Origin of the sequence: Urbifossiella limnaea (assembly GCF_007747215.1) — a bacterium.
GTDB classification, from domain to species: domain Bacteria; phylum Planctomycetota; class Planctomycetia; order Gemmatales; family Gemmataceae; genus Urbifossiella; species Urbifossiella limnaea.
This window is the reverse complement of record NZ_CP036273.1, coordinates 4,916,148-4,930,576: the sequence shown is the minus strand read 5'-3', so window position 1 is coordinate 4,930,576 and position 14,429 is coordinate 4,916,148. Positions and strand designations below refer to the sequence as shown.

Genomic DNA, 14,429 nt, shown 5'->3' with positions numbered 1-14,429 from the left:
CGAGGAACCCCTGCGTTGAACACCGCGACCGGCAACACCCCGCTGGCGATCGTCGGCATCGGCTGCCTGTTCCCGAAGGCGGCGGGGCCGGGCGCGTTCTGGGCGAACGTCAAGAACGGCGTCGACGGCATCACCGAGATCCCGGCGTCGCACTGGAACCCGGACGACTACTTCGACCCCGACCCGAAAACGCCGGACATGACCTACGCCCGCCGCGGCGGGTTCCTGGACGCAGTGCCGTTCCGGCCGATGGACTTCGGCATCCCGCCGCGCGACGTGGAAGCCACGGACACGAGCCAACTCCTCGGGCTCGTCGCTGCCCGCCAGGCGCTCACCGACGCGGGCCTCGGGAACGCCTCGAAGCGGCTCGAACGGGTGTCCGTCATCCTCGGTGTCACCGGCACGCTGGAGCTGGTGATCCCGCTCGGCGCCAGGCTCGGGCACCCGAAGTGGAAGCGGGCGATGAAGGACGCCGGCGTCCCGGACGACGCCGCCGCCGACGCCGCCGCCCGCATCGCGGCCAGCTACGTGCCGTGGCAGGAGAACAGCTTCCCCGGCCTGCTCGGGAACGTCGTCGCCGGCCGCATCGCCAACAAGCTCGACCTCGGCGGCACCAACTGCGTCGTGGACGCGGCGTGCGCCAGCTCGCTGTCGGCTGTGCATCTCGCCGCGCTCGAATTACAGGCCGGGCGGTCGGACGTGGTCGTGACCGGCGGCATCGACACGTTCAACGACATCTTCATGTACATGTGCTTCTCGAAGACCCCGGCGCTGTCGCCGACCGGGGACGCGAAGCCGTTCGACGCCGACGGCGACGGCACCATCCTCGGCGAAGGCCTTGGCGTCGTCGTGCTGAAGCGGCTGGCCGACGCCGAGCGCGACGGCGACACGATCTACGCCGTCCTGAAAGGGATCGGCTCCAGCAGCGACGGCAAGGGGAACGCGATCTACGCCCCGAGCGCCGAGGGGCAGCGGCGCTGCCTCCGCACGGCGTATTCAATCGCCGGCGTGGACCCCGGCACGGTCGAACTGGTGGAGGCGCACGGCACCGGCACGAAGGTCGGCGACACCGTGGAAGCCACGGCGCTGGTCGAGGTGTTCGGCGGCGACACGTCGAAGCCGCGGCCGTGGTGCGCCGTGGGTTCGGTGAAGTCGCAGATCGGCCACACGAAGGCGGCGGCCGGCGCGGCGTCGCTGGTGAAGGCGGCGCTGGCCCTGTACCACAAGGTGCTGCCGCCGACGCTCAAGGTGAAGCAGCCGGTCGAGCCGTTCCGCGCGGCCGACTCACCGTTCTACGTCAACACCGTGGCCCGCCCGTGGCTGCCGCGGGCCGAGCACCCGCGGCGGGCGGGGCTGTCGGCGTTCGGGTTCGGCGGCAGCAACTTCCACGCGGTGCTCGAAGAATACCGCCCCGCGAAGGCCGCCCCCGACTGGGACGGCGGCGTCGAAGTCGTCGCTCTCGGAGCCGCGACGCCGGCCGAGTTGGCCGCAAAGGTCGAATCGCTGCCGACCGAATGGGACGACTTCGCCCGCGCCGCGGAGGCGAGCCGGGCCGCGTTCGACACGTCCGCGGACTGCCGGCTGGCGTTCGCGGCGCACCGCACCCGCACCGAACTGTCGAAGGTGCTCGGCGCGGTTGCGGCGAAGCTTCGGGGCGAACCGAACGCGGCGAGCTGGCACACGCCGGACGGCGTCCACTACGGCCGCGGCGCGGCTCCGGGGGCGGTCGCGGTGCTGTTCCCCGGGCAGGGCTCGCAGCAGGTCGGGATGCTCCGCGACCTGGCGTGCTTGTTCCCGGAAGTGCTGGAATCGCTGGCCGCGGCGAACGACGCCGTGCCTGCCACAGCGGGCGTCCGCCTCACGGACCGCGTCTACCCGCCGAGCCGCTTCGACGCCACCGCCGCGAAGGCGGACGACGATTCCCTCCGCGACACACGCTCGGCGCAGCCCGCGATCGGTGCCGTGAGCTGGGGGGCGTGGCGCGTGTTGAGCGAGCGGTTCGGCCTGAAGCCGGCCGCGTTCGCCGGGCACAGCTACGGCGAACTCGTTGCCCTGGCCGCCGCCGGCCGTCTGAGCGCCGCCGACCTGTTCACGCTGTCCCGCCTGCGCGGCGAACTCATGGCCAAGGGCCGCGACGGCGACGCCGGCGCCATGCTCGCCGTGTTCGCCCCCGCGGCCGACATCGACGCCGTGATCCGCCGCGAGAGCCTGAACGTCGTCGTCGCCAACCGCAACGCCCCGGCACAAACGGTACTCTCGGGCGGCACCGCCGAGATCGAGCGGGCCGCGGGGGCGTTCGCGGCCGCGCGCGTGAAGTGCGCCCGGCTGCCGGTCGCCGCGGCGTTCCACAGCGCGTTCGTCGCCGACGCCGCCGGTCCGCTGAGGGAGGCACTGAACGCCGTGGAGCTCGCCGCGGGCGCGGCCCCGGTGTTCGCCAACACGACGGCCGCGCCGTACCCCGCCGACGCGGCCGCCGCGAAGGACTTGCTGGCGAACCAACTGGCGAATCCCGTCGCGTTCGTGGACGAAGTAAAGGCACTGGCCGCGGCCGGGGTGCGGACGTTCGTCGAGGTCGGCCCCGGGGCGGTGCTGACGCGGCTCGTCGAGGCGACGCTGGCCGACGCCGGCGTGGGCGACGCGGACGTGTTCGCGGTCGATGCTACTGGGGGGAAGCGGCCCGGCGTGCTAGACTTCGGGAATACGCTCGCCCGCCTCGCGGCGCGCGGCGTGGCCGTGCGGCTGACCGAGTGGGAAGCCGGCAGCCGCTGCCGGCCGCCGGCCCCGGACTCGAAGCCCGGCCTGATCGTCCCGCTGACCGGGGCGAACCACATAAACCCGCGCCCCGCCCTGCCGCCGCGGCCGACGCCACACGTGAACGGCAAGCCGAAACCGTCTCCCACCCCCGCCCGGGGCTCCGCGATGACCGACCCCACCGCCCTCGCTCAGGCGCTGTCCGCGACGCAGCAGAGCCTCGCCGCACTCCAGCGGATGCAGGAGCAGGCCGCGTCGCTGCACCGGCAGTTTCTCGAGTCGCAAGAGGCGGCACAGCGTACGCTCCAGGCGCTGGTGGAGCAGCAGCAGGCGTTGCTGATGGGGAGCATCGGTGCGGGCGTGGCGCTGCCGCCGCTCCCGCCGCCGGTTGTGCTGCCGCCGCTCCCGCCGCTGGTCGCGTACGCGCCGCCGGCTCCGGTCGCCGCGCCCGTTCCCCGGCCCGCGCCGGTCCCGAACCCGGTCGTGCCGGCGGCGCCGAAGCCGACCGGCAACCGGGACCGAATCGAGCGAACGCTTCTCGAGGTGGTCGCGGAGAAGACCGGCTACCCCGTCGGCAGCCTCGACCTGTCGCAGGGGCTCGACACCGACCTGGGCGTGGATTCGATCAAGCGTGTGGAAATCCTGTCGGCCCTGCAGGAGAAGCTGCCCGACGCCCCGGCCGTGAAGCCCGAGCACCTCGGCACGCTGCACACGCTCAAGGACGTGGCCGACTTCCTCGGCGGTGGCACCGCCGTCGCGCCCGTCGGCGATGACGACTTGACCCGCACCGTCCCGGTCGGCCCCGAGAAGTTGCCGTTGATCGTTCAGGCCGAACCTGAGAAGCCGGCCGACCCCGCCGCCGACGTCACGCGCGTGCTGCTGGAGGTGGTCGCGGAGAAGACCGGGTACCCCGTCGTGAGTCTCGACCTCACGCAGAGCCTCGACACCGACCTGGGTGTGGATTCGATCAAGCGTGTGGAAATCCTGTCGGCCCTGCAGGAGAAGCTGCCCGACGCCCCGGCCGTGAAGCCCGAGCACCTCGGCACGCTGCACACGCTGCAAGACCTGGCCAACTTCCTCGGCGGTCGCAAGTCGTTCCCCGTGCCCGAAGCCCCCGTTACGGCGCGGATGCCGATCGTGCCGGCGACGGACGGCGGGCCGTCCACGTTCCGCACGCCGGTGCTAGCGGCGCCGCCGACCGAACTCTCTGCACCGCTGACGGAGCAGGTGACGCACATCCACCCGGCCGCCGCCCCCGCCAACGGCCGCACCGACTCGCCGCGTCAGTCCGCCGGTTCGACCGAGAAGGTGGACCGCAGCATCCTGCAACTCGTGGACCTGGACACGGCCACGCCGCGGTCGCGCGTGCCGGTCCCGGCCGGGGCCGAGGTGTGGGTCGTCGGCGAGCCGGACGCCCTGACCGACGGCGTGGCCGAACGGCTGGCGGCGGCCGGGTTCGCGGCGCGGGTCATGGGCTGGTCCGGCCCCGGCACCAACAAGCCGGCCGCGCCGCTGGCCGGGCTCGTGCTCCTCGCCCCGCCGACGCCGTGGCCGGACAACACGCTCAACCGCCGGGCGTTCGACTGGCTCCACGCCGTCGGCGGGCGGCTCCGGCAGACGGGCCGGCAGAGCGGCGGGGCCGTCTTCGTAACGGTCGCCCGGCTCGACGGCGCGTTCGGCCTCAACCACCTGTCCCCGGACACCGACCCCGCGGCCGGGGGCTTCGCCGGGCTGGTCAAAACGGCCCGGCACGAGTGGCCCGAGGTGAACTGCAAGGCCATCGACCTGGACCCGGCGTTCGACGGCCCGTCCGCAGCCGCGGCACTGGCGGAGGAAATCCTCGCCGCCGGCCCGCTCGAAGTCGGCGTCACCGCGACACACCGCGGGACCGTTGAACTCGCCCGCACCGTCCGCCGCGCCGGCGGACAGCCGGTCGGTCTCGGGCCGAAGGACGTGATCCTCGTCACCGGCGGCGGCCGCGGCGTGACCGCCGAGGCCGCCGTTGCCCTCGCCGAGACGTTCGGTTCGACGCTGATCCTCACCGGCCGCACGCCGCCGCCGAGTGCCGAGCCGGACTGGCTCGTCGGGCTGACTGCCGAGGCCGACATCAAGAAGGCGCTGGCCGCAAGGCTCGGCCCCGACGCCGGCCCGAAGCAGATCGGCGAGCAGTACGGCAAGGTGACCGCCCAGCGCGAGATCCGCCGCACGCTGGCCCGGATCGAAACGGCCGGCGCGAAGGCGGAGTACTTCGCCGTCGACGCCGGGGACGAGCGCGCCGTCGCCGACCTGCTCCTGAAGGTGCGGTCGAAGTACCGCCCGGTCTCGGCCGTCGTCCACGGCGCCGGCGTCCTCGCCGACCGCCGCATCGAAGACCTGACCGGCGACGACTTCGACCGCGTCTACCGCACGAAGGTGGACGGCCTGCGGAACCTGCTCGACCTGCTGGCCCACGAAGACTTGAAGGCGCTGGTGCTGTTCGGCTCGATGACCGGGCGGTTCGGCCGTACCGGGCAGTTGGCCTACGCCTGCGCGAACGAGGTGCTGAACAAGACGGCGCAGGTGGAGGCCCGCCGCCGGCCGGGGTGCCGCGTGGTGTGCGTGAACTGGGGGCCGTGGGAGGGCGGCATGGTGACGCCCGGCCTGCGGAGGCAGTTCGAGGCCGAGGGCGTCGGGCTGATTCCCCTCGCCGACGGGGCGACGTTCCTGGTGAACGAGTTGTCCGCGGCCGGGCGTGCCGTGGAAGTGCTGGCGATGGGGAAGGCTCGCGCCGGCGGGTCGGGCACAGTTCCGGTGCCGGCGGGGTTCGGCACGGCCACCCCGGCGCCGCCCGGCTCCGGCACCCACTCTGCCGTGCCGAACCCCGACCTGGCGCTGGCGTTCGAGCGGGCCCTCGACGTGGACACACACCCGGTGCTGCGGTCGCACGTGCTCGACGGCCGGGCCGTGCTGCCGATGGCGCTGCACCTGGAGTTCCTGGCCCACGCCGCACTGCACGGCCACCCCGGGCTCGTGTTTCACGGGTTCAACGACTTGCGCATTACCGCCGGGGTGAAGCTCGACCCCGGGGACTCGCTCGCCGTCCGTGCCTACGCCGGCAAGGCGGCACGGCAGGACAAGCTATTCCTGGTGCCGGTCGAGCTGCGCGGGAAGAAGAAGGACGGCCGCGAGGTCATCAAGTCGCGGGCCGAGGTGATCCTGGTGTCGGCGCTTCCGAAGCCGCCGGCCGCCGACCGCCCGCCGGCGGTGGCGCCGTACCCGCACCCGATGGCCGACGTGTACCGCGACCTGCTGTTCCACGGCCCCGACCTGCACGGCATCGAGCGCGTGGACGGCGTGGCCGAGCTGGCGATCACGGGTGCCGCGACGACGGCCCCGCCGCCCGCCGACTGGCTGACGTACCCGCTGCGGAGCCAGTGGGTGGCCGACCCGCTGGTGCTCGACGCGAGCTTCCAGCTGATGATCCTGTGGAGCCGGCACCAGCACGGGGCGGCGAGCCTGCCGAACTTCGCCGGCCGGTACCGCCAGTTCCGCCGCCACTTCCCCGACGGCCCGGTGACGGTGGTGGCCCGGGTGACGCGCGACAACGGCACGTTCGCGCGGGCGGACATCGACTACCTCGACGCCGACGGCCAGGTGGTGGCGCAGCTCCAGGACTACGAGTGCATGATGACGGACACGCTTAACGCGGCATTCACCCGCAACAAACTCGGGGCGGTGAAGGCGTAGACGGTGCGGGCGTCGGTTGCGGGACAGCGGCCCGTCCCGACGAGGGGCGGGCCGCGGCGCGTCCGGCAGGGGTGGATACACGGGAAAGGACCGCGGATGACAGCTGTGCCGGAGCGGGTAGCGATCGTCGGAGTCGGAGTGCGGCTGCCCGGGGCCGGGGCCGACATCGCCGCCTTCTGGGCCGACGTGGCCGCCGCCCGCGATCTGGCTCGCGACGTGCCCGCCGGCCGCTGGCACCTGCCGCCCGAGAAGTGTCTCGACCCGCGCGTCCCGCACCCCGATTCCGCCCCGCACTCCCGCGGCTATTACCTCGACCCCTTCACCCCTGACCTGACTGGCCTCGGCATCGAGGCCGCGCTCGTCGCCCAGCTCGACACGCTGTTCCACACCGTCCTCGACGCCGGCAACCGCGCCTGGCGGTCCGCGAGGACCGCCGCCGTAGACCGCTCTCGCGTCGGCGTCGTACTCGGGAACATCTGCCTGCCGACGATGGGGGCCAACGCCCTGTGCCGCGAATACCTCGGCGGCGAGGAGCGGCGTACGCACCCGCTCAACCGCTACGTCGCGGGGCTGCCGGCGGGCGTGCTTGCCAAGGCGCTCGGGCTCGGCGGCGGCAGCTTCACACTCGACGCGGCGTGTGCCTCGTCGCTGTACGCGCTCAAGCTCGCGGCCGACGAACTCCTCGCCGGCCGGGCCGACGCCATGCTCGCCGGCGGGGCCAACGGCGCCGACCCGCAGTACACGCAGCTCGGCTTCGCGCAGCTTCGGGCGCTCTCGGCGACCGGCCGGTGTGCCCCGTTCGACGCGGCCGCCGACGGGCTCATGGTCGGCGAAGGGGCCGCGGTGTTCGTGCTGAAGCGGCTCTCCGACGCGCTCGCGCACGGCGACACGATCCTGGCCGTGATCGCCGGCTGCGGCCTGTCGAACGACATGCACGGCAACCTGTTGGCCCCCGCGAAGGAGGGCCAGTTGCGGGCCATGCGTCGCGCCTACGCCGCGGCCGGGTGGTCGCCCGGCGACGTGGGGTTGGTCGAGTGCCACGCCACCGGCACGCCCGTCGGCGACGCGGTCGAGTTCGACAGCCTCCGCGAGCTCCGGGGCGACGCCGGCGGTCGGTGCGTCATTGGCAGCGTGAAGTCGAGCGTCGGCCACCTGCTGACCGGGGCCGGAGCCGCGGCGGTGGCGAAGGTACTCGGCGCGTTCGCCGCCGGCACGCTGCCGCCGCAGGCCAACTTCCGCGCGCCGGCGCCCGGGTTGAAGTACGCCGACGGACCGTTCCGCGTGTTGGAAGCGGTCGAGCCGTGGGAGCGCCGCGGGAACGAGCCGCGCCGCGCGGCCGTGAGCGGCTTCGGCTTCGGCGGCGTGAACGCCCACCTGCTGCTGGAGGAGTGGACGGGGCAGGAGCCGCCGGTTCCCGCGAAGCCGGTGGGGGCGCCGCTCAAACTCGTCACGGCCCGTCAGGCGAAGGTCGAGCCCGCCCCCGCCGCGGTCGTTCGCCCGCAGCCGCCGGCGGTGCCCGTCGCCGTCGTGGGGATGGCCGCGCACTTCGGCCCGTGGGCGGACCTGCGAACCTTCCAGGAACACGTCCTCAACGCCGCGCCAGCCTCGCCCGTGCCGAAGGTCAACGGCTGGGGCCGCGCCGCCGGGCCGTGCCCGCCGGGCTTCCTGATCGACGAGCTGGCGGTGCCGATCGACCGGTTCCGCGTCCCGCCGAAGGAACTGGAGGACGCACTGCCGCAGCAGTTGCTCATGCTCAACGTCGCGGCCGCGGCGCTCGACGACGCCGTGCGAGGGCGGTTCGAGCCGCCGGCGGACGGTGACCCGGGCACGGCCGTGTTCGTCGGCCTCGGGCTCGACCCGAACACGACGAACTACCACCTCCGCTGGGCCGAACTGGCCCGCGGCGGCGACGCGGACGCGGCCTCGCCGCCGCTCACCGCTAACCGCGTGATGGGCGCCCTCGGCAGCATCGCCGCGAGCCGCATCGCCCGCACCTTCCACTTCGGCGGGCCGAGCCACACCGTTTGCAGCGAAGAAGCGAGCGCTGCCCGCGCCGTCGAACTGGCCGTGCGCGCCCTCCAGGCCGGCGAGATCGACCGGGCCGTGGCCGGCGGCGTGGAACTCGTCGGCGACCCGCGGACCGTCCTGGGGGGGAACCTGGCGACGCCCGGCGACGGGGCCGCGGCGTTCGTGCTGAAGCGGCTCGCCGACGCCGAGCGCGACGGCGACCGGGTGTACGCGCTGGTCCGCGGGGTCGGCGTGGCCGGCGGCGGCGATCCGGCCGGCGACAGCCCCACCGCCGACGTGCTGACGCTCGCGCTGAACCGGGCGCGCGACGAGGCCGCGACCGACGGCGCCGTGCCGTTCGACGCGGGGCCGGACGTGGGTGCCGTTGGCGCGGCGTCGGCCGCGGCGTCGCTGGCGAAGGCGTGCCTGGCGCTGTACCAGGGGGTGCAGCCGGTGCCGGGTTCACCGCGGTACTGGCTCCACGATCGGACCGAAGGCCCGCGCCGCGCCGTGGTGCCGGCTCGCGGCGCGGACGGCTCGTGCCTCGTGTTCGCGCTCGAGGAGTACCGCGGGGCTGCTGACGCCACCGACCGCCGGCAGCCGCTCGGGGCGCGCGACGAGGCCGTATTTGTGGTCGAAGCCGCGACTGCCGATGCGCTCGTACCGGCGACCGCTGACCTGACGTTCGCGGCCGCTCACCGGGATGGCGGCGTCGAGGCGCTGGCCCGCCGCTGGTTTGCCGCAAACCCACCCGACCAGCGGGCGAAGGTCGCTGCCGCGTTCGTCGCCCGGTCGGCGGGCGAGTTGGTCGAGCAGGCCGAGTACCTGCGGGCGCACCTGCGCTCGGACCCGACGCTGCCGCTGCCGCCCGACCCGCGGCCGGCGCTCCGCGACCGCGTGTTCTATTCGCCCGCCCCACTCGGCCCGAAGGCGAAGGTGGCGTTCGTCTACCCCGGCTCCGGCAACCAGTTCGACGGCATGGGCCGCGACCTGTCCGCGCAGTGGCCCGCGGTGCTGCGCCGGCAGCACGCGGAGAACGAGTTGCTCCGCAGCCAGTTCGCCCCCGAGCTGTTCTGGGACGCTCCCGCCGACGCCGCCCCGCACCGCGACCTGATGTTCGGACAGGTGACCGTCGGGTCGCTCGTGTCCGACGTGGTCCGTTCGTTCGGCGTCCCGTGCGACGCCATGATCGGCCTGAGCCTCGGCGAGTCGGCGGGCCTGTTCGGCGTCCGCGCGTGGCCCGGCCGCGACGAGATGTACCGGCGGATGCGCGAGTCGTCGCTGTTCGTGTCGGACCTGGCCCCGCCCTACGACGCGGCTCGTGCCCACTGGGGCGTGCCGAGGGAGAAGGAAGTCGATTGGGCGGCCGGCGTGGTGGCCGCGTCCGCGGACGACGTGGTGGCGGCGCTGCGGCCGGGGCTGCGGGCGTACCTACTGATCGTGAACACGCCGACGGAGTGCGTCATCGGCGGCGATCGGGCCGACGTGGCGAAGCTGGCCGCGGCGCTCGGCGGGCCGTTCTTCCCGCTGTCCGGCGTGACGCTCGCCCACTGCGACGCCGGCCGGCCGGTCGAGGTGGCGTACCGCGAACTCCACACGCTGCCGGTGACTCCGCCGCCGGGCGTCACCGTGTACAGCGGCGCGTGGGGCAAGAGTTATCCGGTGACCGAGCGCGCCGCCGCGGACTCCATCACGGCCGGGCTGGTGGGGCCGATCGACGTGCCGGCGGTGGTGCGGGCGGCGTACCGCGACGGGGTGCGGGTGTTCGTCGAGGTCGGGCCGGGGGCGTCGTGTACGCGGATGATCGGGACGATCCTCGCCGACAAGCCGCACCTGGCGCGGGCCGCACACGCCGGCAAGGCCGACGCCGTCTCTCAGGTGTTGCGGTTGATCGCGGCGCTCGCCGCCGAACGGGTTCCGGTCGACCTCGCGGCGCTGTACGGCGGCGAGTCGCACTGCGTCGGCCACCGGGTTGCCGCGGCCGAGAGCGGCGCGGTGGTCGTGGTGCCCGTGGGGAACCGTCCGCCGGCGCCGCCCGAGCCGAAACCGGAACCGGCCGGCGACGTGTGGCACGTGTCCGCGCCGACGATCCCCGAGCCGCCGGAGACGGTGACCCACACCCAGACGTGGCTCGACCTTCCGGCGATGGAGGTGGTGGACACGCACACGGAGCCGAGGCTTGAGCGAGTTACTGACACCGTGGTGTCACCGGCGTTCGATTTGTCGCCGGCCATTGCCGCGACGTGCGACGCCCGCGCCGAGATGATGCGCGCCCAGGAGACGTTCCTTCGGCTGAACCAGCGCCTGCTCGACACTGCCGCCGGCGTCGTGCGCTTCCAGACGCAGTTGCTCCAGATGGCGGGCGGCGCGCCTCCCGTGGCGCCCGACAACAGCCGGCTGACTCCGGCCGCTCGCCCGGAGGCGAGCGTGCCCCGAGCCCTCAGTTTCGAGCAGTGCTGCACCTTCGCTGCGGGTAAGGTCGGCGACGCGCTCGGACCGCTGTTCGCCGGCGCGGACGCCTTCCCGACACGGGTCCGCCTCCCCGACAAGGAACTCCAGTTGGTGGACGCCATCACCCTCATCGAGGGCGAACCGCGCTCCATGACGAGCGGCCGCGTCGTCACCACGCACACCGTCCGCGCCGACCGCTGGTACCTGGAAAGTGGCCGCATCCCGACCGCCATCTCGGTCGAAGCGGGCCAGGCCGACCTGTTCCTGTCCGGCTTCCTCGGTATCGACTTCGAGACGCGCGGCCTCGCCGTCTACCGCCTGCTCGACGCCGTCGTCAGCTTCCACCGCGGGCTGCCGGCCGTGGGTGAAACCGTCGTCTACGACATCCGCATCGACGGCTTCGAGAAGCAGGGCGACGCCTGGCTGTTCCGCTTCCGCTTCGACGGCACCGTGAACGGCGAGCCGTTCATCACGATGCGGAACGGTGTGGCCGGGTTCTTCACCGCCGCGGCGCTCGCGGCCGGGAAGGGGATCGTGCAGACGGCGCTCGACCGCCAGCGCCTCCCCGGTGTGAAGCCCGCCGACTGGGCCGACCTGGTGCCGCAGGCGGTGGGCGCCCTGGACGCCGCACAGGTGGACGCGCTGCGGGCGGGCGACCTCGTCGGCGCGTTCGGCCCGGCGTTCGTTGCGGCGAAGCTGCACCGCCCACTGCCGCTCCCCGGCGGCAAGTTGCGGCTCGTGGACCGCGTGCCGCTGATCGACCCCGCCGGCGGCCGCTTCGGCATCGGCTTCGTCCGCGGCGAGTTCGACATCCACCCCGACGACTGGTTCCTGACGTGCCACTTCGTCGACGACCGCGTCATGCCCGGCACGCTGATGTACGAGTGCTGCCTCCACACGTTGCGCGTGTTGCTGATGCGCATGGGTTGGGTGTGCGAGGCGGGCGAAGCCGCGACGGAGCCGGTGCCGGGCGTGAACAGCCGGCTGAAGTGCCGCGGGCAGGTGCTGGAGACGACGAAAACCGTCACCTACGAGGTGACGGTGAAGGAACTCGGCTTCCGCCCCGAGCCGTACTGCCTGGCCGACGCCCTGATGTACGCCGACGGCAAACCGATCGTCGAGATCACGAACATGTCGCTGCGGATGTCGGGGCTGTCCCGCGAGCGGCTGGAAGCGGTCTGGGCGGAGAGCCCGCCTGCGGCACCGGCCCGTCCGCGCTACGACCGCGCGAGCATCCTCGCCTTCGCCGAAGGGAATCCCTCCGACGCGTTCGGCGAGCCGTACCGCGTGTTCGACCACGACCGCAAGATCGCCCGCCTGCCGCGGCCGCCGTTCGCCTTCGTCGATCGGGTGACCGAGGTCGTGGGCGAGCCGTTCGTGCTGAAGGCCGGCGCGGCCTGCGTCGCCGAGTACGACGTGCCGCCGGGCGAGTGGTACTTCGACGCCGAGCGCTCGGGCCACATGCCGTTCAGCGTGTTGCTCGAAATCGCACTCCAGCCGTGCGGCTGGCTCGCGGCCTACTGCGGCTCGGCGCTCACGAGCCCCGAAGACTTGAAGTTCCGCAACCTCGGCGGCAAGGCGACGCAGCACCGGCCCGTGACGCCGGACACCGGCACGCTCACGATGCGGGCGAAGATGACGAACGTGTCCAAGTCCGCGGGCATGATCATCCAGCACTACGACATGGCAGTGAGCGACCGGCACGGGCCGGTGTACACGGGCACCACGTACTTCGGCTTCTTCTCGCACGCGCAGCTGGCGAACCAGGTCGGCATCCGCGAGGCGGTCGTCCCGTGGCCGTCGGGCGTCGACCGCTACGGACGCGACACGCTGCCGCACGACCCGCCGTTCCCCGCCCCGCAGATGCGGATGGTCGACCGCATCGAATCTTACCTGCCGGCCGGCGGGGCGAAGGGGCTCGGCCTCGTCGTCGGCCGGATCGCGGTCGATCCCGGCTTCTGGTTCTTCCAGGCGCACTTCTACCAGGACCCGGTGTGGCCCGGTTCGCTGGGGCTGGAATCGTTCCTGCAACTGCTGAAGTATGCCGCGTGGCGCCGCTGGGGCGACCCGCCCGCCGGCGGCTGGCAGCTGTCGCTCGGCCGCGCGCACTCGTGGACGTACCGCGGCCAGGTGCTGCCGACCGACCGCGAGGTGACGGTGCTCCTGGAGGTGACGGCCGCCGACGACGCGACCCGCCGCCTGACCGCGAACGGCTTCCTCACCGTGGACGGCCGTGTCATCTACCAGATGACCGACTTCAACCTAGAATGACCGGGCCCCGCCTCTCCGGGCTAGGGACGCCGGACCACCATGAAGTACAACCGCGTCCATATCGAGTCGATCGGCTACGAACTCGCGCCGGTCGTCGTCTCGACGGCCGAGCTGGAGTCGCGGCTGTCCACGGTCTACGACGCGATGGGGATGAAGCCGGGGCACCTCGAGCTGCTCACCGGCATCAGCGAGCGCCGCTGGTGGGAGCCCGAGTACCCGCTGTCGGAGGGTGCGGCCGCGGCCGGCAAGAAGGCGCTCGACGCCGCCGACATCGACCCGTCCGAGATCGACGTGCTGATCTATGCCGGCGTGTGCCGAGAGAACTTCGAGCCGGCGACCGCGTGCGCCGTCGCCCACCGCCTCGGCATCAGCGCTAACGCCGCCGTGTACGACGTGTCGAACGCCTGCCTCGGCGTCCTCAACGGTGTCGTGGACGTGGCCAACCGTATCGAACTCGGGCAGGCCCGGGCGGGGCTGGTCGTGTCCGCGGAGACGGCCCGCGAGATCAACGAGCACACCATCGACCGCATGCTCCGCACCCGCAGCCGCGAGCTTTTCGTCGAGTCGGTGGCGACGCTCACCGGCGGCTCGGGCGCGGTCGGCGTGCTGGTGACCGGGAAGGAACTGAGCCGGGCGAAGCGGCGGCGGCTGGTCGGCGGCGTGGTGCAGAACGCGACGCAGCACCACCACCTGTGCAAGTGGGGCTTGCAGTCGGTGCTGCCGGCCGCGGTCGGGGCCGTGGACAAGGTACTCGGCCAAGGCGCGTCGGCGCTGGTCAAGAAGGGGATCGACCTCGGCACCGGGGCGACGGCGCTCTTGAAGCAAGGGCTCGACCTCGGCCTGCGGCACGTCCGCATCCCGTTCATGGAGACGCACGCCAGCGAGGTGCTGAAGCACGGCGTCGAGCTCGGCGGCCGCACCTGGCAGATGTTCCAGGCGAAGTTCGGCTGGCGGCCGGAGTACGTGGACAAGGTGATCTGTCACCAGGTCGGGTCCCAACACCGCGACACCGTGCTGCGGTCGCTCGGCATCCCGCTGGAGAAGGACTTCAGCACGTTCCCGTTCCTGGGGAACATCGGCACCGTGTCGCTGCCGCTGACCGCCGCCCTGGCCGAGGAGCGCGACTTCCTCCGCCCCGGCGACCGCGTCGGCTGGCTCGGCATCGGCAGCGGCCTGAACTGCCTCATGCTCGGGATCGAGTGGTAAGCCGTGTGGAACGCGGA

The 14,429-nt window shown here is 73.0% G+C and carries 3 protein-coding genes; all 3 read left to right on the top strand.

Going from position 1 to position 14,429, the window contains the following annotated elements:
* Positions 1-15: 15 nt before the first annotated feature.
* The 3 genes from ETAA1_RS33495 (at position 16) to ETAA1_RS20120 (ending at position 14,412) form a co-directional block, all read left to right on the top strand.
* Entirely contained in the window at positions 16-6,477 is a 6,462-nt protein-coding gene (locus tag ETAA1_RS33495) for a type I polyketide synthase (protein ID WP_145241614.1), read from the top strand.
* A gap of 96 nt (positions 6,478-6,573) precedes the next feature.
* Positions 6,574-13,206, top strand: a complete 6,633-nt coding sequence (locus ETAA1_RS20125) for a beta-ketoacyl synthase N-terminal-like domain-containing protein (protein WP_145241612.1) — start codon at positions 6,574-6,576, stop codon at positions 13,204-13,206.
* 39 nt (positions 13,207-13,245) lie between these two features.
* Positions 13,246-14,412 (top strand): 3-oxoacyl-ACP synthase III, encoded by a 1,167-nt coding sequence (locus ETAA1_RS20120; protein ID WP_145241610.1) that lies wholly within the window; start codon positions 13,246-13,248, stop codon positions 14,410-14,412.
* Positions 14,413-14,429: the final 17 nt, after the last annotated feature.

What these genes read in the sequence shown, in the direction of transcription:
- ETAA1_RS20120 (WP_145241610.1), top strand. Translation starts at nt 13,246, where the DNA reads ATGAAGTACAACCGCGTCCATATCGAGTCGATCGGCTACGAACTCGCG.
- ETAA1_RS20125 (WP_145241612.1), top strand. Translation starts at nt 6,574, where the DNA reads ATGACAGCTGTGCCGGAGCGGGTAGCGATCGTCGGAGTCGGAGTGCGG.